We start from the raw sequence: 17133 nt of genomic DNA, 5'->3' as shown, positions 1-17133 counted from the left end.
GTAGCAGCCCGAACACCTCGCGTCCGGTTCTTTCGGATGCGAGCATGGTCGATACCGGGGAAGGGAGCGCAGGATGCGTGCCATCTGGAAGGGAGCCGTGTCGTTCGGGCTCGTCTCGATCGGGGTGAAGCTCTACTCCGCAACCGAGGAGAAGGACATTCGGTTCCACCAGGTGCACCGCGAGGACGGCGGTCGAATCCGCTACAAGCGCACCTGCTCGGTCTGCGGCGAAGAGGTCACCTACGACGACATCGCCAAGGGCTACGACATCGGCGGCGGCGAAATGGTGATCCTCACCGACGAGGACTTCGCCGACCTGCCGCTGACCAGTTCCCGTGCCATCGACGTGCTGGAGTTCGTGCCGGCCGAGCAGGTCGACCCGATCCTCTACAACAAGGCGTACTTCCTCGAGCCGGAGGGCGCGGCGACCAAGCCGTACGTGCTGCTGCGCGACGCGCTCATCGACTCGGAGCGGGTGGCCATCGTCAAGGTGGCGCTGCGCCAGCGGGAGCAACTGGCCACGCTGCGGGTCCGCGAGGGTGTGCTGCTGCTCAACACCATGCTCTGGCCGGACGAGATCCGTACCCCGGACTTCGGCTTCCTCGACGAGGACCTCAAGGTGCGCCCGCCGGAGCTGGCAATGGCCAGCTCCCTGATCGACTCGATGACCGGGGAGTTCGAGCCGGACGTCTTCACCGACGACTACCGGGCCGCGTTGCAGGAGGTCATCGACGCCAAGGTGGAGGGTCGGGAGGTCGTCCAGCCGGAGGAGGTCGAGGAGGCCCCGGCCGCGGCGGTGGACCTGATGGCGGCGTTGAAGGCCTCGGTGGAGCGCGCCAAGGCGGCTCGCGGCGAGCAGCCCGCCCGCGGTGGTGGCGGCGGCGAGCCGACGCCCATCTCGTCGGCCCGGTCGGCGCAGAAGGCAGCCGAGAAGAAGGCGGCCAAGGCGCCCGCGAAGAAGACCGCGGCGAAGAAGACGGCCGAGAAGAAGGCTGCGGAGCCGGCGAAGAAGACCGCTGCCAAGAAGACCGCTGCCAAGAAGGCGGAGCCGGCGAAGAAGACCGCCGCACGCAAGACCGCACCCCGCAAGAGCGCCTGACCGTACGGCAGCGGCGGCGGTGTCCGCCTCGCCGGGTACGCTCCGCCGGCCGCTGGCGACCGGAGGAGCCCCCATGCCGTACACCCCTGATCTGGACCGGTTACTGACGCCCGGCGCCCGCTTCACCGACCAGCACGGCGGGTACCTGATCGAGGTTCACCCGGTGGGCGACATCGTGTTGCCGACCGGCCGGGTGGTCGGGTGTGACCCGCTGGTCTGCCCGGAGGCGGAGCCGTTCACTGTGACAGTGCCGCCGGGGCGGCATCCCGCCCGCGCCTGGGTGGCGGTGGTGCTCCGGGAGGACGCCGAGGTGGACCGCCGGGTCGCCGCGCTGGAGCTGGTCGTCTCGACGGAACCGACAATCCGCTGGGAGCCGGCCGTCGCGGGCGATCAGGACGTCGCCACGCTCGGCGCGGACGACTACTTCGGCTACGGGGTGGACGCCGGCGCCGGCACCCTCGCCGACCCGACCGCGCTCGCCGTCCTGGAGAGCTGGGACTCCGACCGGGTCGAGGAGGTCTTCATCCCGACCGAGCTGCCCTCGTCCCCGGTCCCGGGGCTGATCACCGCAGTGTTGGACGAGGCCAGCGGCGCCAACGTCGTCACAGTGGCCACCGGTTGGGGCGACGGCTGCTACGGCACCTGGATCGGCCGTACCGCCGACGGACGGATCACGTCGTTCGTGACCGACTTCCTGGTCGTCCCGGAATAACCGCCCGGGAAAGCCCCGGATCTGTCGCGCTGGGCGATCCGAGGCGTCGGCGGCGGGCACGGTAGGCCGCGGTGCGGGTACCGTGTGCGTCGGCTTTCCCCCCGGCACCGGGTGCCGGCCACACTTCGCAGCAGGGAGTCGACGACGTGAGCGAGCGGACGCAGCAGACGGGCCCGGACCAGAGCCCGGCAACCAAGTCGGGGCGCCGCCTGGCCGCCCAGTTGGCGGAGAAGAAGGCCGCCGACGCGAGGCGCAAGCGCAACGCGTGGGCCAGCGGCCTGGCCGCCGTCGCCGTGGTCGGTGTGCTGATCGGCGTCTTCGTGACGATCGGCGGGGGCGACGACAAGCCCAAGACCCAGGCCGACGCCACCCCGTCCGCCTCCACCCCGGCCCCCGACGAGGCCGGCGCGCCCCCCGCTCCGCAGCTGCCCGAGGGCGCCGATCCGGCGCTGGGCACCAAGCCGGCGGTGACGCCGGGCACTGGCGAGCTCAAGAAGCTCACGGTCACCCCGCTGATCAAGGGCAAGGGCCCGGCCGTGCAGAAGGGCCAGAACATCACCACCAACTACGTGGGGGTGTTCTACAAGGACGGCAAGGAGTTCGACTCGTCCTGGAAGGCCGGGCAGCCGGCCACCTTCCCGATCGGCGTCGGCCAGGTCATTCCCGGCTGGGACCAGGGTCTGGTCGGCGTGACGGTGGGCAGCCGGGTGCAGCTCGACATCCCGGGCGAGCTGGCGTACGGCAACGACGAGGCCGCCGCCGGTGGACGTCCGACCGGTCCGCTGCGCTTCGTGGTGGACGTGCTCGCCGCCCAGTGACCTGTCCGGGTCGTCCCGGTTGTCGCCGGGACGCGATGGAGTTGTTCACATGGGGCTTCCGGCCCGTCACCCAGCGGCAGTAGGTTCGGCGTCACCCCGGGCGGTTCGCCGCCCGGGGTGAGCATCCGGAACCGGGACGCGGAGGTGCATGTGACGGCGCTGGACGAGCCTGGGCGTACCGCCCGGTCGATGTGGGCGTACTTCGAGCCGGTGCACACCGTCACCTACCTCCACCCCCGGGCCCGGGCCGCGTACGAGGCGGTCGGGCTGCGCGGCTACTGGCGCGGTTACTTCGCCGGCCGGGCCGCGCCGCTGGGAGCCGTCGAGGCTGCCCCGGTGATCGCCGCCTTCTTCAACTTCGCGCCGCCGATGGTGGCCCGCGCGCTGCCGGCGGTGTGGCGGTTGGCCACCCCGCAGGAGGCGCTGCGCGCCCGTCTGACCGGTGCCGTGCAGGCGCTCGCCGAGCTGACCTACGAGCTTCCGGAGTCGCACCTGGTGGAGGCCGCCGACCTGCTGGAGCGGGCCGCCTCGGCGGCGCAGACAGCCGGCCGGGTGCTCGGCGCGGCCAACGCGGCTCTCCCCGCCGGCGAGTACCCGCTGGCGCGGCTCTGGCAGGCCGCCACGACGCTGCGCGAGCACCGGGGGGACGGGCACGTGGCGGCGCTGGTGGCCGCCGGCCTGGACCCGGTGGAGACACTGACCGGGCGGGTCGCGCTCGACGGTTCGCCGCCGCAGTACCTGCTGGGCCGGGGCTGGTCCGAGGAGCAGTGGCACGCTGCCCGCGAGCGGCTCACCGAGCGGGGTTGGCTGACCGGGGACGGCGCGGCCACCGACCATGCTCGGGCCGGGTTCCAGGCCATCGAGGACGCCACCGACCGGGCCGCCGCGCATCCGTGGCAGGCGCTCGGCGCCCACGACACGGACCGGCTCCGGGAGCTGCTGGAGCCGATCGCCCGGTCCGGTCAAACCCTGCTCCCCGAGGGCAGCCCGCTCGGTCTGCCCGCGTTGCCCGGCTGACCGGGCACCCACCGGTCGGGCAGGATGGGCCCGTGACTGATGCGGTGGTCTTCGACCTGGACGGCGTGATCGTGGATTCCGAGCCGGTGTGGGAGGAGGTCCGCCGGGCGTACGTGGCGACGCACGGCGGGACGTGGCAGCCGGACACGCAACGCCGACTCATGGGGATGAGCACCGGCGAGTGGGCCCACTACCTCAGCGGAGAGCTGGGCGTCGACCGCACCGCCGAGCAGGTCGCCGTCGAGGTGGTCGAGGAGATGACCCGCCGCTACCGGGACCACGTACCCCTCATCGACGGCGCCGACCAGGTCGTCCGCCGGTTGGCCGCGCGGTGGCCGCTCGGGTTGGCCAGTTCGTCGCCGACCCGGCTGATCGAGGCGGCGCTGGCCGCGACCGGCCTGACCGACGCGTTCGGCGCGACCCTCTCCACCGAGCAGACCGAGCGGGGCAAGCCCGCACCGGACGTGTTCCTGAGCGTGGCGCAGCGCCTCGGCGTCGACCCGACCCGGTGTGTGGCCGTGGAGGACTCGTCCAACGGGGTGCGTTCCGCCGCGGCGGCGGGGATGCGGGTGGTGGCGGTGCCGCACGGCTCGTACCCGCTAGACCCGGACGCCGCCGGGCTGGCCGTGGTGACGCTGAACGCGATCGGTGAGCTGACCCCGGAGCTGGTGGACGAGCTGGGTTGACCCGGGTCGAGCCGGGTAGAGACCACGGATGAAGGCCATCGTGTACGAGCGCAACGGCGACCCTTCGGTGCTCGATCTGGTCGACCGCCCGGTGCCCGAGCCGGGTGCGGGCGAGGTCCTGGTGCGGATGGCGGTCTCCGGGGTCAACCCGACCGACTGGAAGTCCCGCCGCAACGCCCCGCCGAACGGCTGGCAGATTCCCGGGCAGGACGGCGCGGGGGTGGTCGAGGCGGTCGGCGAGGGGGTCGACCCCGACCTGATCGGTGAGCGGGTGTGGGTCTGGGAGGCCGCCTGGCAGCGACAGTGGGGCACGACGGCGGAGTACACGCTGGTGCCGGTCCGGCAGGCGGTACGCCTCGGCGCCGCCCCGTTCGAGCTGGGCGCGGCCCTGGGCATCCCGTTCCTCACCGCGCATCGCTGTCTGACCGCTGGCGAGTTCATGCCGGACACGCTGCGGGCCGGCGCGCTGGCGGATCACACGGTGCTGGTGCAGGGTGGTGCGGGCGCGGTCGGCAACGCCGCGATCCAGCTCGCCCGCTGGGCCGACGCCACGGTGATCGCCACTGTGAGCAGCGCGGAGAAGGCCCAGCTCGCAGCCTCGGCCGGCGCCTCCTTCGTGATCAACTATCGGGAACAGGACGTGGTCGAGGAGGTCCACAAGATCGCCCCCGACGGGGTCCACACGATCGTGGAGGTCTCCCCCGCCCGCAACGCCTCGGTCGACGTACGGGTGCTGCGGCACGGCGGCGCGGTCTGCATGTACGCCGACAACGGCGGGGACGAGGTGAGCATCCCGATCCGGGCGATGATGGCGCCGAACGCCCGCTGGCAGTTCGTCCTGGTCTACACGGAGCCGAAGGCGGCCAAGGCGCAGGGTGTGAAGGACGTGGCGGCGGCGGCCAGCCAGGGTGGCATCCGGGTCGGCGCGGACGCCGGCCTGCCGCTGCACCACTACCCGCTGGCGGAGGCGGCCGCGGCGCACCAGGCGGTGGAGGACTCGACGGTGGGCAAGGTGCTCATCACCACCAGCGACGCCTGATCGGGTCGCTGACCACCCGATTTCTCCGTCAGCAGGACAGAAGCGAACAACTTTCGCAACAATGACGGTGCGGGTCACCCCGCGTGGAGCGGGCGGCCCCGGCGCGGTGCGAACGCCGGGGCCGCCCCTGGGGAGGGTTCAGGAGTACTCCCGCCCAACAGGCGACAGTGCCGGGGAAAACGTTACGGGGCTGTCAGCTCCCGGACTGTCAGCTCGCCCCCGGCGTACCGCGAACGGACGACCTTCTTGTCGAACTTGCCGACGCTGGTCTTCGGCACCGTGTCGATGAACGCCCAGCGCTCGGGCAACTGCCAGCGCGCCACCGACCCGGCCAGGAAGTCCCGCAACTCCTCGGCGGTCACCGAAGCGCCCTCCCGGACCACCACCGTGGCCAGCGGACGTTCGTCCCATCGCTCGTCCGGGACCCCCACCACGCACGCCTCCAGCACCGCCGGGTGGGCCATCAGCGCGTTCTCCAACTCCACCGACGAGATCCACTCACCACCGGACTTGATCACGTCCTTGGCGCGATCGGTCAGGCTGATGTACCCGTCCGGCGAGAGGGTGCCCACGTCGCCGGTACGCAGCCAGCCGTCGCGGAACTTCTCCTCGTCCGGGGCGTCGTCACCGACGTACCGGGCGGTCACCCACGGCCCACGGACCTCCAACTCCCCCACGGCCGTGCCGTCGGAGGGCATCGGGTCGCCCGACGGGCCGACGATCCGCGCCTGCACGCCCGCCGGCACCCGCCCCTGGGTGTAGCGGTAGCGCCACGCCTGCGCACCGGTCGCACCGGCGGGCGGACGCGAGACCGACCCCAGCGGGGACATCTCGGTCATCCCCCAGGCGTGGATGACGTCGACCCCGTGCCGCTCGTCGAACGCGTGCATCAACGCCGGCGGGCACGCCGAGCCGCCGACGATCACCTCACCGAGCGACGAGGTGTCCACGTCGTGGGTGTCCAGGTAGGCCAGCAGGTCGGTCCAGATGGTCGGCACCGCACCGGCCAGGGTCGGCCGCTCGGCAGCGATCATCTCGGCGATCGGCGCGGCCTGGAGGAACCGGTCCGGCATGATCAGCGACGCGCCGGAGAGGAAGGCCGCGTAGGGCAGGCCCCACGACATGGCGTGGAACATCGGCACGATGGCCAACTCGCGGTCGGTCGGCCCGAGACCGAAACCCTCCGGCATGCAGACCTGCAACGAATGCAGATAGATCGACCGGTGCGAGTAGGCCACGCCCTTCGGATTGCCGGTGGTGCCCGAGGTGTAGCAGAGCGCGGCGGCGTCGCGCTCGTCCACCTCGGGCCAGTCGTACGTGTCGGGCCGGTCGGCGAGCAACGCGTCCCAGTGGTGCACTGTGATCCGGTCGCCGGCCGCCGCCACCAGCGGCGCCGGATCACCACCGCCGACCACCACGACGTGCCGCACAGTGGTCAGCTCACCGATCACCCGGGCCAGCAGCGGGAGCAGCGTGCTGTCGACGAGGACCACCCGGTCCTCGGCGTGGTTGGCGATGTAGACGACCTGGTCGGGGAAGAGCCGGATGTTGAGCGTGTGCAGCACCGCGCCCATGCTCGGCACCGCGAAGTAGGCGACCAGGTGCTCGTTGTTGTTCCACATGAAGGTGGCGACCCGCTCGTCGCCGGTCACCCCGCACCCGTCGCGCAGCCCGTGTGCCAGCCGGGCGGCGGCCCGGCCCACCTCGGCGTACGTCATCCGGCGGGGTTCGGCGCCCGTCCAGGTGACCACCTCGGCTGTGCCGTGCACCCCTGCGCCGTGGTCGAGGATCCGGGAGATCTGCAGAGGGGCGTCCATCATCGTGCTACGCATGGGTAACAAGCTAGTGTCGGCGGTCACACGTTGGGAACCCCCGTAAGTTGTCGCAGGTGAGCATCTCCTGGGCCGACTCGTACGTGGGGCAGTTGCGCGCGCTCGCCGGGGACCGGACGCTGATGTTCGTCGGCGCCCGTGCCGTGGTCAACGACGACGCCGGCCGCGTCCTGCTGATCAAACGCTCGGACAACGGCCAGTGGGCAATGCCGGCCGGCGCGATGGAGTTGGGCGAGTCGATCGCCGACTGCGCGGTACGCGAGGTCCGTGAGGAGACCGGGCTGCGCGCGCTGCGGGTCTGCGCGTTCGCCCTCTACACCGGCCCGGACCGGACGAGCACCAACATGTACGGCCACACGTACCAGGTGTTCACGACGGCGTTCAAGGTGGAGGAGTGGGACGGGCAGTTGGCCCGGGTCACCGACGAGACCACCGACGCCGGCTTCTTCGCGCGCGACCGGTTTCCCGCCCCACTCTCCACCTCGGTCGTCGAGACCCTTGCCGACCTGGACGTCTTCGAGCAGACGAACCGGCTCATCCTCAAGTAGGGCGGCCCCGGGGCCACCGACCCCGGGGCCGTGCCTCACTGCGGCAGGCGGAGCCCGGCGAAGAACCCTTCCTGGATCCAGTTCGGGTACGCGACAGGCAGCTTGGTGGCCTCGTCCAGCTCGGTGAGGTCCTGCTCGGTCAGCGTGAGATCCGAGGCGGCGATGTTGTCGACCAACTGCTCGTGCTTGCGGGCACCGACGATCACGCTGGTCACTGCCGGTCGGGACAGCAGCCAGGCGACCGCCACCCGGGCCGGGCTCACCTCGTGCCGCTCGGCGACACCCTTGAGCACGTCGACAACTCCGAAGGCGTGCTCGGGGTCGAACGGGGTGAAGCTGGCGTAACCGGGCTGGGCGCTACGCGCGCCACTGTCGGCGACGGCACCGTCCCGGCCGACCTTGCCGGAGAGGAAACCACCGGCGAGCGGGCTCCAGACGGTCAGCCCGACACCCTCGTTGAGCGCCATCGGCACCACGTCGCGCTCCACGTCCCGGCCCAGCAGCGAGTAGTACTCCTGCACCGAGACGAACCCGGCCAGCTTCTCCCGGGCGGAGATACCCAGCGCCTTGGAGATCTGCCAGGCGGCGAAGTTGGCGGCGCCGATGTAGCGGACCTTGCCCTGCCGAACCGCGTCGTCGAGCGCGCGCAGCATCTCCTCCATGGGAGTGATCTGGTCGAAGTTGTGGATCTGGTACAGGTCGATGTGATCGGTGCCCAGTCGGCGCAGGCTGTCCTCCAGGTTCTGCATGATGTGCAGCCGGGAGGTGCCGACGTCGTTCGGGCCGGGGCCCGTCCGGGAGTGCACCTTCGTCGCCAGTACGACGTCGCGACGCCGCTTGCCGAGCGCCTTGCCGAGCAGTTCCTCGCTCTCGCCGTCGCTGTAGCCGTCGGCGGTGTCGACGAAGTTGACGCCCGCGTCCAGCGCGGTGTCCACCAGCCGCTGCACCTCGGGCAGCGCCAGCCCACCCAGGGTGCCCCAGAGCGGGTGCCCACTGCCGCCGAAGGTCATCGCGCCGAGCGAGATCTCCGAGACGTACACCCCGGTGCTGCCCAGCAGTCGGTACTTCACGTGTGTTGCTCCTCATGGTGGATCGGAGGCCGAGCTCAGGCACTCCGTGGTCACTATGTCGGACACTGTGTCCGGCAACGAGCGTACGTCGCCCACCCGACCCCCGGCCACCTAGGATTCCGGCTATGCCCTCGATCACCCGCCGCCGCCCGCGCAACCCCGACGGACGCGCGGCCGTCGAAGCGCGGGTGCTGGCGGCCACCGAACGGCTCCTGAGGGAGGGGATCCGCTTCACCGACCTCGGCGTGCAGCGGATCGCCGCCGAGGCCGGCGTCGCGCGGTCGACCTTCTACACCCACTTCCGGGACAAGACCGAACTGCTCATGCGCCTCGCCGGCACCATGCGGGAGAGTTCGTTCGACCGCACCGGCAGCTGGGACCCGGGCGGTCCCGGCGACCCGCTCGCGCGGCTCACCGAGGTCTTCGCCGACGTGATCCGGATATACCGGACGTACGCTCCGGTGCTGGCCGCGGTCAGCGAGGTCGCCGCGTACGACGAGGCGGTCCGGGAGTACTGGGCGGCCGGGCTGGAGCGGTTCGTGGCCCGCACCGTCGACGCGCTCCGGATCGAGCAGCAGGCCGGGCGTACCCCCGCCGACCTGGACGTGACGACGGCCAGCCGGCTGATCGTGGTCGGCGGCGACCGCTTCCTCGCCGACCACGTCAGCACGACCTCGGCCGACCCCGAGACCGACGCGGCAGCCGCCCGGGAGTTGGCCGCGACCTGGTGGTACGGCGCCTACCGCCGCCCCGCCTGACCACCTGGGGCCCGACTGACGCCGACCGCCCCGGAGCGGTCCGGGGCGGTCGGCGTCGAGGCACTCAGATCATCGTCTGGGACTTGGCCTCCATGTCGGCGGCGGCCTCCTCCTTCGACTCGCGGGTCAACGGCTTGCCGCCCGGAGCCGGGGCCTCCCCGCCGAGCGGGTCGGCGCCACCGGTGGCACCCTTCGGGCCGGCACCCCGCAGCTGCGTGTTGGGCAGCGTCAGGGTGACCACCACCGCCACTATCGCGATCAGGCCGGCAGTCAGGAAGACCATGTCCAGCGCGTCGACGAAGGCGCCCTGGATGGCCGCACGCACCGGCCCCGGCAGGGCCAGGATGGTGGCCGGATCGTTGATCGAGATGTTCGCGCCGCCACTCGCCGCCACCGCGGCCTGCTCCTGCGGCGGGAGCTGCGCGATCGCGCCGGGCAACCGGTCGGCGAGCCCGCCGGTCAGCCGGGACGAGAGCACCGTGCCGAGGATCGCCACACCGAACGAACCGCCCAGCGACCGGAAGAAGGTCGCCGAGGAGGTGCCGGCCCCCAGGTCGCGTACCGAAACCGCGTTCTGCACCGCCAGGATCAGCGACTGCATGCACAGGCCCAGCCCGACGCCGATCACCACCATGTACCCGAACGCCACCCAGAGCGAGGTGGCCACCTCCAACTGGGTGAAGAGGAACATGCCGACCAGGAGGGTCACCGAACCGGCCACCGGGAACCACTTGTAGCGACCGATCCGGGTCATCGCACGTCCGGTGAGGATCGAGGTGATGATGATGCCGGCCATCATCGGCAGCATCAGCAGACCGCTGCGGGTCGGCGAGGCGCCCTTCACGATCTGCAGGTACAGCGGGATGAAGATGATCGAGCCGAACATCACCAGACCGATGATGAGCAGGGCCGAGTTGGCCAACGCGAAGGTGGCGTTCCGGAACAGCCGCAGCGGCAGGATCGGCTCGGCCACCCGGGCCTCCTGGAGGACGAAGAGCACCCCCAGCACCACACCGGCCACGAAGAGCCCGATGATCACGCCGGAGCCCCAGGCGTACTCGTTGCCACCCCAGCTCAGCGCGAGCAGCAGCGAACTCACCCCGGCCACCAGCAGACCGGCACCGAGCCAGTCGATCGAGTGGTCCCGACGTTCGAACGGGATCAGCCGCATCACGTGGTAGCAGACGACGATGGCCAGGATCGCCAGCGGCACGTTGATGTAGAAGATCCACCGCCAGTCGGTCTCCGCGAAGTAACCGCCCACCAGCGGCCCGGCGACCGACGAGATCCCGAAGACCGCGCCGAACAGGCCCTGGTACCGACCACGTTCCCGGGGTGACACCACGTCCGAGATGATGGTGAACGCGAGCGTCAGCAGACCACCGGCGCCGAGACCCTGGATACCCCGGGTGACGATCAGCTGGGTCATGTTCTGCGACAGCCCGGCCAGCAACGACCCGAGCAGGAACGTGCCGATCGAGAAGAGGAAGACCGGCCGACGCCCGTACAGGTCGGCCATCTTGCCGTACAGCGGCGTCGACGCGGTCGAGGCGAGCAGGTACGCGGTGACCACCCAGGAGTAGTGGTTGATCCCGCCCAGCTCGCCCACGATGGTCGGCAGCGCCGTACCAACGATGGTCTGGTCGAGGGCGGCCAGCAGCATGCCGGTCATCAGGCCCAACATGAGCAGCCGGATCTGCTGACGGTTCAGCACCGGCGCATCCGAGGCTTCGGTGGTCATGTGGCCTTCTATCCCGCCACCCGCAGAACATGCCCCCAACCACCAAAAAACCCACCCCACCCCCCCGCACCCCCACTTTCTGGCGTTGATCAAGAGGTTTGCGTCATGGTGCACGGCGTTCCTGACGCAAACCTCTTGATCACCGGGGGCCTGGGGAAGGGGCGGGGGGTTCAGGGGGGGTTCAGGGGGTGGTGAAGGTTTTGGTGATTGCTGCGCAGAAGGCGGGGAGGTCGTCGGGTTTGCGGCTGCTGGTCAGGTTGCCGTCGGTGACGCACTCCTCGTCCACCCAGGTGGCTCCGGCGTTTGTCAGATCGGTACGCAGGGTCGGCCAGGAGGTGATCCGCCGGCCCCGCACCACGTCCGCCTCGATCAGCGTCCACGGGCCGTGACAGATCACCCCGACCGGCTTGCCCGCGTCGAAGAACGCCTTCACGAACCGCACCGCGTCGGGGTCGCCCCGCAGGAAGTCCGGGTTCGCCACCCCTCCGGGCAGCACCAGCGCGTCGTAGCCGGCGGCGTCGGCCTTGTCGACTGTCACGTCCACGTCGTACGTCTTCGAGTGGTTCAGGTGGTTGAAGGACTGGATGGAACCGGGCTTCAGCGAAACCAGCTCGGCCGTCGCGCCGGCGTTCTCGACCGCCTCGCGTGGCTGGACGTACTCGACCTCCTCGACGCCGTCGGCGGCCAGGAAGGCGATCCGCTTGCCCTGCAATGTCGCTGCCATCTCGGTACATCTCCTTTCCGGGGTACCTCAATCCCCTTCCCGCCCTCGAACGCCCGAAACAGGTCGGACAGGGCTCGGACCGGTCAGGGCCCATCGAAGGCGACCTGACCAGCGGCGGGACGGTTGGCGCGCAGGTTTGTCCGGCAGGCCGCTGGGGACCCGGGGAGGCATGGCAGGAGCAGCAGCGGAGCAGCGCCGGTTCGCCACCGTCGTGGAGAGCTGGCTCGGACGCCCAGTCCTGATCGTCGGTGACGCCATGTTGGACGAATGGCGGTTCGCCGACTCCGACCGGCTCTGCCGGGAGGCGCCCGCCCCGGTCCTCACCCTGCGTCGGCGGATCTCCGCCGCGGGTGGGGCCGCGAACACCGCCGTCAACGTCGCCGCCCTCGGCGGCCGGGCGGTGCTGGTGGCACCGGTCGGCGCCGACGTCGCCGGGGACGAGCTGCACGACTGCCTGGACCGCGCGAGCGTCTGGGACCGCACTGTCAACCAACCCGGGCGACCCACCCCGGTCAAGCGGCGGATGTTGGCCGGCAACCAGATCCTGCTGCGTGAGGACTCCGGCGACCCGGAGGACGTCCTGGACCACGACGGGGTGAGCCGGCTGCTCACCGCCCTGAGCTGCGCCACCGAGGAGTTGCGCGCCGCCGCCGGTGGGGAGGCGCCGACCCTGGTGGTCTGCGACTACGGTCTGGGCGCGCTGCCCGCGCCGGTCCGCGCGTGGCTGGTCGAGAACCGCCAGCGGTACGCCACTGTCGCGCTGGACGCCCACGACCTGGCCGACTGGCGGGGCCTCGCGCCGACAGTGGTCACCCCCAGCTTCGCCGAGGCGACCCGGCTGTTGGCCCGGGCGGGCGGTACGACCCGACTGACCGGCGGGACCGAACTGCACCTGGAACACCCGGACGGCGATCCGGTCGACGGGCCGTCCGAGATGACCGTCGGCGCGGCCCCGGGGGCGGTACGCGCCGACGACACCGCCGCCGAGTTGATCCGGGCCGACCGCCCGGGGCCGGTCGGCGAGCCCACCCCCGGCGAGGGACGGGTGGCCCTCACCGGTGACGGGCTCAGCGTCACCGGCACCGGCGTCACAGTGAACACCCGGGCCGGAGAGGGCGTCGACCGGGCCGTCCTGGCCAAGTCGCGGCTGGCCGAACTGCGTGCGCACACCGGTGCCGACGTGGTCGCGGTGACCCTGGACACCGAGGGCGCTGTGGTCGGCGGCGCCGACGGGGAGCCACGACGCAGCCACAGCACTCCGGTGCCGGCAAGCCACGCCGTGGGCGCCGGCGACGCGTACCTCGCGGCGATGACGTTGGCCCTGGCCGCCGACGCGCCCCTGCCCACCGCCGCCCAACTCGCCCAACTCGCGGCCACCATCACCGTCTCGGACACCGGCACCTGCGTGTGCCGACGGGACGACCTGCTCGCCGCGCTGGACCAGCCGACCGACATCACCAGCCACCCGGCGCTGGTCAGCGGCGACGAGTTGGACGCGATCGTCGCCGAGTACCGCGAGGCGGGACGATCGGTGGTCTTCACCAACGGCTGCTTCGACGTACTGCATCGGGGGCATGTGCGCTACCTGGAGCAGGCCCGCGCGTTGGGCGACCTGCTCATCGTGGCGGTCAACTCGGACGGCAGCGTACGACGGCTGAAGGGCCCGGACCGGCCGGTCAACCCGGTCGAGGACCGGGCTGCCCTGCTCGCCGCGCTCGCCTGCGTGGACCACGTGGTGGTCTTCGAGGAGGACTCACCGGCCGCGCTGATCGAGGCGGTCCGACCCGACGTGTACGTCAAGGGCGGCGACTATCCGCCGGAGCTGGTGCCGGAGGCGCCGCTGGTGCGCCGGCTGGGCGGCCAGGTGCGCACCCTGGGGTACGTGCCGGACCGGTCCACCTCCGCGATCATCGAGCGGATCCGGTCGCACAGCCAGGACCCGTCGCCACACCTCGACGACCGGGAGCCCGACCCGTCGCTGCGCACCCGCACCCAGGCGTCGTGAACCGCCCCCTCGACCTCGGCACCCCGGAGGAGTTCCGCGCCGACCGGCTGGTGGACGTGCTGATTCCGACCCGGAACCGGCCCGCCGAACTGGCCGTCACCCTGGGCGGGCTCGCCGCCCAGGACGAGGTACCCGGCTTCGGCGTGGTCGTCAGCGACCAGTCCGACGGGGATCCGGCGTACACGCACCCCGCCGCGGCCACAATGGTCCGGGCGCTACGCCACCGGGGCCACCCGGTGCTGCTGACCCGCCGGCTGCCCCGACGGGGGTTGGCCGAACACCGGGCGTACCTGCTCGCCGCCTCGGCCGCCCGGTACGTCCTCAGCCTCGACGACGACATCTGGCTGGAACCCGGTGCGCTGCACCGACTGGTCACCGCGATCGGGGAGCTGGGCTGCGGGTTCGTCGGCAACGGCGTGCACGGGCTCTCGTACACCGATGACGTGCGACCGGAATCGCACGGCCACTACGAGGAGTGGGCCGGCCCGCCCACACCGGAGCGGATCCGACCCGACACCCCGGAGTGGAACCGGGCCCGGATCCACTCGGCCGCGAACCTGCTGCACATCACCGAGCAGTTGGCGCTGCCGCCGGGCGCGTGGCGGGCGTACAAGGTCTCCTGGATCGGCGGGTGCGTGCTCTACGACCGGGCCAAGCTCGTCGACGCCGGTGGCTTCGACTTCTGGCGGCGGGTGCAGGAGAAACACCAGGGCGAGGACGTGGCCGCGCAGCTCGCCGTGTTGTCCCGTTACGGCGGTGCGGGCATCCTGCCCAGCGGCGCGTACCACCTGGAGTCCCCCACCACTGTCACCGACCGGGACGTGGAGGCGTGGGAGGTCGTCCTCGCCGACGAGGACACCCCGCAGCCGGCCTGACCTACGGGGTGAGCAACTCCCGGGCGGCTTCCAGCACCTCGATCACCGGTACGTCGGTGACGAAGGAATCCCGGTGCGGGCAGTCACCGTCGCCGGGCCGGTGCGGATAGATGCCGGGTGTGCAGTCGACACCGCAGACCGGGCAGTGCACCGTCCACGAGCTGATCGGCCGGTGCCGGCTCCTCAGCGGGCTGGCCCCGTTGATCAGGTTGCCGACCCAGAAGATGCCCACAGTGGGCGCGCCCACCGCGGCGGCCACGTGCAGCGGGCCGGTGTCGTTCGAGACGACCAACGCGCAGTCGGCGTAGCAGCCGACCAGCCCGCCCAGGCTGAGCGTGCCCACCTGTGGGCGCACCGGCACCTGCGCCGCAGCGACCACCCGGTCCACCACCTCCTGCTCGGAGGGCGTGCCGGTGACCAGCACCTCGTAGCCGTCCTCGTGCAGCGCCCGGGCCACCTCGGCGAATCGCTCGGCGGGCCAGCGGCGACGGGTGTCGGTGGCGCCCGGATGCAACGCCACCCGGGGACGGTTGGCCGGGCCGAGCACCTCGGCGGCCTCGGCCCGGTCGGCGTCGGTCACCGCCAGAGTCGGCGTGATGGTGGTGGCCGGCGCTCCCGCCAGCGCCACCACCTCCAGGTAGCGGATCACCTCATGCTGGTAGTAGACGTAGCGCAGCCACCGGTCCAGCGGCGGCGCGTCGTCGGCGCGCAGGCCCACCGTCAACCGGGCACCGAGCCGACTGATCAGCGGGTTGGAGTTGGCACCCCCGCCGTGGATCTGCACCGCCAGGTCGAATTCCGCACCGGCGGCAGCGGCCACGAAGTCGTCCATCGACGACTCCGGCTCGCCCGGCTCCGGCGTACGGATGCCGGCTGCCGGCGGCACCACCAGCACCCGGTCGACCGGGCCGGGCCGGTCGCGCCAGAGCTTCGCGTGCCACGGCGCACCGAGCAGCACGATCTCCGCCGAGGGGTACGCGCTGCGCAACGCGTCCAGCGCCGGCACGGCGAAGATGAAGTCGCCGAGCGCGTTGGCGCGCAGCACGGCGATCCGCCGCACGTCGGGAAGGCGCTCGGCGGTCGGGCCGAGCACGGACGGGGTGACCACCCGGCCCGCTACGGCCGGTCGATCTCGCCGGCGGTGTCCGGGCGGTGCAGCTCCCGGTCCGCTGCGGGATCGGCTGGCATCGGCGTACCCGTGGAAAGGTCGCCGGAGCGCGGCCCGGTGCGACCGACGGTGATGGTGCGCGGCGCGGGCCGGGTCGCCCGCGGCAGCCGGACCCGGAGCAGGCCGTGGTCCATCACCGCGTCGATGGTGTCCGGGTCGACCCGCGCCGGCAGGTTGACCCGGTATTCGAAGCCGCGCGTCTCGAAACCGCCGGGGATGCCCTGGTCGGCGTTGACCTCCGCCTCCGAGCGGGCCCGCACGCACAACTCGCGGTCGTCCAACTCGACGGCCACCTCCTCCGGCGCCACTCCGGGCAGCCGGACGACGACCTCCCAGCCGTCCGAGGTCTCGGTCAACTCGACGTCGGACGCCCCGCCGCGACCACCGACCAGGCGACTCAACTCGGACCGCAGCGACTGCAACTCCCCCATCGGGTCCCAGCCCTGCTGCCGGCTACCGCGCCACCCCCGGCCGAAGCCGCCGAACTGCTGCTCGCTCATCACACCTCTCCGATCCGCTGGGTGGCCGTCGGCGGCCGTAGTGAGCTGGGCGCGTCCAGGCCGGCATCGCTGTCGACGCCCACACCGAGTCGGTCGACCAGCTCGCCACCGAGCCAGGCGCTGATGCCGAGAATCGCCAGCGCGACCACCTCGATGGCGACCAGTGCCCCGCCGGCGGCCCGGGAATCCGCGTTGAGCCGCACCGCCCACACGGCGGCGAAGAGCAGAATCACCGCGACGTTGGCGCCCGCGTGCAGCAGACCCACCCGCTTGGCGCGGGTGCCGGTCGGGATCGCCAGCAGGTCGAACGTGCCGGCCGCCGCGGCGAGCAGGCCGCCGATCAGCCCGACGGTGATGTTCCAGTACGCGACCTCGCCGAGGAAGTCGGGACCACCGACGGTGTCCACCACGTCGAACAGCACCGCCGTGGCCAGCAGCGCGACCGGGAACATCACCAGCATCGGATGGACTGGGTGACCCAGCACCTTGAGTCGGCTCTCCATCTCCCGGCCTCCACTGGTCGGCGTCCTGCGGAACGGTC

General features: G+C 71.7%; 17 protein-coding genes. 10 read left to right on the top strand and 7 right to left on the bottom strand.

Annotated elements, in window-relative coordinates; all coding sequences use genetic code 11:
* Window positions 1–73: 73 nt before the first annotated feature.
* The 6 genes from ku (at window position 74) to PSH03_RS15320 (ending at window position 5371) form a co-directional block, all read left to right on the top strand.
* On the top strand, window positions 74–1099 hold the full coding sequence (gene ku, locus PSH03_RS15345) for a non-homologous end joining protein Ku (protein WP_112639968.1): 1026 nt from the start codon (window positions 74–76) through the stop codon (window positions 1097–1099).
* Between the two features lie 73 nt (window positions 1100–1172).
* Window positions 1173–1811: a DUF4241 domain-containing protein gene (locus PSH03_RS15340; protein ID WP_238689519.1), complete on the top strand. Its 639-nt coding sequence runs from the start codon at window positions 1173–1175 to the stop codon at window positions 1809–1811.
* A gap of 146 nt (window positions 1812–1957) precedes the next feature.
* Entirely contained in the window at window positions 1958–2629 is a 672-nt protein-coding gene (locus PSH03_RS15335) for an FKBP-type peptidyl-prolyl cis-trans isomerase (protein ID WP_210786920.1), read from the top strand.
* A gap of 189 nt (window positions 2630–2818) precedes the next feature.
* Window positions 2819–3646, top strand: a complete 828-nt coding sequence (locus tag PSH03_RS15330) for an SCO6745 family protein (protein WP_238689536.1) — start codon at window positions 2819–2821, stop codon at window positions 3644–3646.
* A 32-nt stretch (window positions 3647–3678) separates the two neighbouring features.
* On the top strand, window positions 3679–4332 hold the full coding sequence (locus PSH03_RS15325) for an HAD family hydrolase (protein WP_238689518.1): 654 nt from the start codon (window positions 3679–3681) through the stop codon (window positions 4330–4332).
* A 28-nt stretch (window positions 4333–4360) separates the two neighbouring features.
* The gene (locus tag PSH03_RS15320) at window positions 4361–5371 is read left to right on the top strand and encodes an NADPH:quinone reductase (protein WP_238689517.1); all 1011 of its coding nucleotides are present in this window, start codon (window positions 4361–4363) and stop codon (window positions 5369–5371) included.
* Between the two features lie 182 nt (window positions 5372–5553).
* On the opposite strand, the gene PSH03_RS15315 is transcribed toward PSH03_RS15320, so the two are convergent.
* Window positions 5554–7188 (bottom strand): fatty acid--CoA ligase, encoded by a 1635-nt coding sequence (locus PSH03_RS15315; RefSeq protein ID WP_238689535.1) that lies wholly within the window; start codon window positions 7186–7188, stop codon window positions 5554–5556.
* A gap of 71 nt (window positions 7189–7259) precedes the next feature.
* Between PSH03_RS15315 and PSH03_RS15310 the strand changes: the two genes are divergently transcribed.
* Window positions 7260–7751 (top strand): NUDIX domain-containing protein, encoded by a 492-nt coding sequence (locus tag PSH03_RS15310; RefSeq protein WP_210786914.1) that lies wholly within the window; start codon window positions 7260–7262, stop codon window positions 7749–7751.
* Between the two features lie 35 nt (window positions 7752–7786).
* Here PSH03_RS15310 and PSH03_RS15305 read toward each other — a convergent pair whose 3' ends face one another.
* The gene (locus PSH03_RS15305) at window positions 7787–8821 is read right to left on the bottom strand and encodes an aldo/keto reductase (RefSeq protein WP_210786912.1); all 1035 of its coding nucleotides are present in this window, start codon (window positions 8819–8821) and stop codon (window positions 7787–7789) included.
* A 125-nt stretch (window positions 8822–8946) separates the two neighbouring features.
* Between PSH03_RS15305 and PSH03_RS15300 the strand changes: the two genes are divergently transcribed.
* A complete protein-coding gene (locus tag PSH03_RS15300; RefSeq protein WP_210786908.1) occupies window positions 8947–9579 on the top strand; it encodes a TetR/AcrR family transcriptional regulator in 633 nt (210 codons plus the stop codon).
* Between the two features lie 64 nt (window positions 9580–9643).
* On the opposite strand, the gene PSH03_RS15295 is transcribed toward PSH03_RS15300, so the two are convergent.
* Window positions 9644–11320: an MDR family MFS transporter gene (locus tag PSH03_RS15295; protein ID WP_238689516.1), complete on the bottom strand. Its 1677-nt coding sequence runs from the start codon at window positions 11318–11320 to the stop codon at window positions 9644–9646.
* Between the two features lie 181 nt (window positions 11321–11501).
* The gene (locus tag PSH03_RS15290; protein WP_238689515.1) at window positions 11502–12044 is read right to left on the bottom strand and encodes a type 1 glutamine amidotransferase domain-containing protein; all 543 of its coding nucleotides are present in this window, start codon (window positions 12042–12044) and stop codon (window positions 11502–11504) included.
* Between the two features lie 169 nt (window positions 12045–12213).
* Between PSH03_RS15290 and rfaE2 the strand changes: the two genes are divergently transcribed.
* Both rfaE2 and PSH03_RS15280 read left to right on the top strand, forming a co-directional pair.
* Complete coding sequence (rfaE2, locus tag PSH03_RS15285; protein WP_210783959.1) at window positions 12214–14049, top strand: D-glycero-beta-D-manno-heptose 1-phosphate adenylyltransferase; 1836 nt, start codon at window positions 12214–12216, stop codon at window positions 14047–14049.
* Window positions 14046–14924 carry a glycosyltransferase family 2 protein gene (locus PSH03_RS15280; protein WP_238689514.1) on the top strand — a complete coding sequence of 293 codons (879 nt, stop codon included), beginning with the start codon at window positions 14046–14048 and terminating at the stop codon, window positions 14922–14924. The genes rfaE2 and PSH03_RS15280 overlap by 4 nt, the downstream gene beginning before the upstream one ends.
* A 1-nt stretch (window position 14925) precedes the next feature.
* Here PSH03_RS15280 and PSH03_RS15275 read toward each other — a convergent pair whose 3' ends face one another.
* From PSH03_RS15275 to PSH03_RS15265, 3 genes are read right to left on the bottom strand one after another with little or no spacing between them, the layout of a single operon-like run.
* On the bottom strand, window positions 14926–16032 hold the full coding sequence (locus PSH03_RS15275; protein WP_238689513.1) for a glycosyltransferase family 9 protein: 1107 nt from the start codon (window positions 16030–16032) through the stop codon (window positions 14926–14928).
* Window positions 16033–16040: 8 nt separating this feature from the next.
* Window positions 16041–16592, bottom strand: a complete 552-nt coding sequence (locus tag PSH03_RS15270) for an Hsp20/alpha crystallin family protein (protein WP_112677659.1) — start codon at window positions 16590–16592, stop codon at window positions 16041–16043.
* On the bottom strand, window positions 16592–17095 hold the full coding sequence (locus PSH03_RS15265) for a DUF2231 domain-containing protein (protein WP_210783963.1): 504 nt from the start codon (window positions 17093–17095) through the stop codon (window positions 16592–16594). Before PSH03_RS15265 ends, PSH03_RS15270 begins: the two co-directional genes overlap by 1 nt.
* Window positions 17096–17133: the final 38 nt, after the last annotated feature.

The sequence above is a fragment of the Micromonospora salmantinae genome (assembly GCF_022230905.1).
GTDB lineage: Bacteria > Actinomycetota > Actinomycetes > Mycobacteriales > Micromonosporaceae > Micromonospora > Micromonospora salmantinae.
This window is presented reverse-complemented; position numbering and strand designations above follow the sequence as displayed.

What these genes read in the sequence shown, in the direction of transcription:
- PSH03_RS15290 (WP_238689515.1), bottom strand. Translation starts at nt 12,044, where the DNA reads ATGGCAGCGACATTGCAGGGCAAGCGGATCGCCTTCCTGGCCGCCGAC.
- rfaE2 (WP_210783959.1), top strand. Translation starts at nt 12,214, where the DNA reads ATGGCAGGAGCAGCAGCGGAGCAGCGCCGGTTCGCCACCGTCGTGGAG.
- PSH03_RS15295 (WP_238689516.1), bottom strand. Translation starts at nt 11,320, where the DNA reads ATGACCACCGAAGCCTCGGATGCGCCGGTGCTGAACCGTCAGCAGATC.
- PSH03_RS15340 (WP_238689519.1), top strand. Translation starts at nt 1,173, where the DNA reads ATGCCGTACACCCCTGATCTGGACCGGTTACTGACGCCCGGCGCCCGC.
- ku (WP_112639968.1), top strand. Translation starts at nt 74, where the DNA reads ATGCGTGCCATCTGGAAGGGAGCCGTGTCGTTCGGGCTCGTCTCGATC.
- PSH03_RS15300 (WP_210786908.1), top strand. Translation starts at nt 8,947, where the DNA reads ATGCCCTCGATCACCCGCCGCCGCCCGCGCAACCCCGACGGACGCGCG.
- PSH03_RS15320 (WP_238689517.1), top strand. Translation starts at nt 4,361, where the DNA reads ATGAAGGCCATCGTGTACGAGCGCAACGGCGACCCTTCGGTGCTCGAT.
- PSH03_RS15270 (WP_112677659.1), bottom strand. Translation starts at nt 16,592, where the DNA reads ATGAGCGAGCAGCAGTTCGGCGGCTTCGGCCGGGGGTGGCGCGGTAGC.
- PSH03_RS15315 (WP_238689535.1), bottom strand. Translation starts at nt 7,188, where the DNA reads ATGGACGCCCCTCTGCAGATCTCCCGGATCCTCGACCACGGCGCAGGG.
- PSH03_RS15330 (WP_238689536.1), top strand. Translation starts at nt 2,819, where the DNA reads ATGTGGGCGTACTTCGAGCCGGTGCACACCGTCACCTACCTCCACCCC.
- PSH03_RS15265 (WP_210783963.1), bottom strand. Translation starts at nt 17,095, where the DNA reads ATGGAGAGCCGACTCAAGGTGCTGGGTCACCCAGTCCATCCGATGCTG.